This window comes from Gammaproteobacteria bacterium (genome assembly GCA_033720895.1).
GTDB lineage: Bacteria > Pseudomonadota > Gammaproteobacteria > Natronospirales > JAJUFS01 > JAWWBS01.
The window spans coordinates 1-1883 of sequence record JAWWBS010000119.1 but is presented as its reverse complement, the minus strand read 5'-3'; the positions used below and the strand labels follow the sequence as shown (position 1 = coordinate 1883).

The 1883-nt window shown below is 61.0% G+C and carries 2 protein-coding genes; one reads left to right on the top strand and one right to left on the bottom strand.

Going from position 1 to position 1883, the window contains the following annotated elements:
• Positions 1-458, bottom strand: a 458-nt coding sequence (locus R3217_10755; protein ID MDX1455923.1) for a PadR family transcriptional regulator, incomplete at its 3' end; no start/stop codon positions are given.
• 172 nt (positions 459-630) lie between these two features.
• On the opposite strand from R3217_10755, the gene R3217_10750 reads away from it, so the two are divergent.
• On the top strand, positions 631-1883 hold a 1253-nt coding region (locus R3217_10750), incomplete at its 3' end, for a M20/M25/M40 family metallo-hydrolase (GenBank protein ID MDX1455922.1).

The window sequence follows — 1883 nt, the reverse complement described above, 5'->3', positions numbered from 1 at the left end:
ATGTGGAATTCATTGATCGGAAGTTCGTCCGGATAGCGCGGATCCTCCGACCACCCTGCTTCCGCAGCCTCGAGTTCCTCGAGGGTGCGACCCAGCTGTTCCCGAAGCGCACAGAAGAAGCGCTCGCTCAGCTCCAGGTTGGCCGCTTCACCCAGGAAGAAAACCTGCGCGAGGTAGGTGAATTTCTCGGTGCCGAATATGGGACCTTCGTGCAGCCACTCCAGCAGTGCTGCGCGCCCGGTCTCGGTCGCACGGTAGACGCGTCGATCAGGCCCCTTGTCCGATGGTTCCGTCCAGCTTTCGAGCTTTTCATCCTTCTCAAGCCGGTTCAGCGTCCGATAGATTTGCGACGTGTCCGCGCCCCAGAAATGCCGGAAAACATCGTCAAACTCCTGCTTGATGTCGTAGCCAGATGCCGGCTCCTTGAGAATGCCGAGCAGGATGTGGTCGAGGCTCATGCGCCGCTCCTTCACTATTTGCATCTACATATAGCATGACACTAGATGCAAATGCAAATAGCTTGCGCTCTCCTGGTCGAAAATGAGCCATGGATGCAGTCCCCCGGCGCCATGCGATATGCTTTGGCCCCTGAATTCCCCCCCACCCCACCCATCTCCAAGGAGTGTCACGATGGACGCAGCCAAGGCTGAGAAATTCATCACCGGACTCTGGGACGACTCGATCCTTCCCGAGCTGATCGAGTACATCAAGATCCCGAACAAGTCGCCCAACTTCGATCCCGACTGGGAAAAGCACGGCTACATGGACCAGGCCGTCGAGCACGCCATGCGCTGGGTGAATGAACAGGATGTGGCAGGCATGAAAGCCGAAGTGGTCAAGATGGATGGCTTCACGCCGCTGATCTTCATCGAGATTGAGGGTTCCGGCGAGGGCGCAGCCAAGGATGACACCATCCTGTTGTATGGCCACCTGGACAAGCAGCCGGAGTTCACCGGCTGGGAAGAAGGCCTCGGCCCCTGGAAGCCGGTCGTTCGTGACGACAAGCTCTACGGCCGTGGCGGCGCCGACGATGGCTACGCCATCTATGCCTCGCTGGCCGCCATCATGGCGCTGCAGAAGCAGGGCCTGCCCCACTCCCGCTGCGTGCTCGTGATCGAGTGCTGCGAGGAATCCAACTCCATGGGGCTGACCGAATACATCGAACACCTCAAGGATCGTATCGGCGAACCGAGCCTGGTGGTCTGCCTGGATGCCGGTTGCGGCAACTACGAGCAGCTCTGGGTGACGACCTCCTTGCGCGGCAACATTGTCGGTAACCTGCGTGCCGACGTACTGACCGAGGGCGTGCACTCCGGCATGGCCAGCGGCATTGGTGCCTCGTCCTTCCGCGTGATCCGTGAATTGCTGGATCGCCTGGAAGACACCGAGACCGGCGAGATCAAGGTACCGGAGCTGCATGTCGAGATTCCCGAGCACCGCAAGGCGGAAGCAAGGCATGCCGCAGAAGTCATGGGTGACGGCGCCGACCAGGGCCTGCCGTTTGTCGATGGCATGCAGCCGATGTCCTCGGACCCGTACGAACTGACCCTGAACAACACCTGGCGTCCGATGCTGGCCGTCACGGGCCAGGAAGGCATGCCGGAGCTCGGCATGGCCGGCAACACCCTGCGTCCTTACACCACGCTGAAACTCAGCTTCCGCCTGCCGCCGACGGTCGATGCGCCAAAGGCAGCTGCGGCGTTGGAAAAGGCCATTGCCGCAAAGCCTGCGCTCTATGGTGCCAAGGCCGATTTCAAGGCCGATTCAGCCGCCAGCGGCTGGGACGCTCCCGCAGTCGCGCCGTGGCTGGACCAGTCGATGAACGCCGCGTCGAACGAGTACTTCGGCAAGGATGTCGTGTACTTCGGCATGGGCGGCAGCAT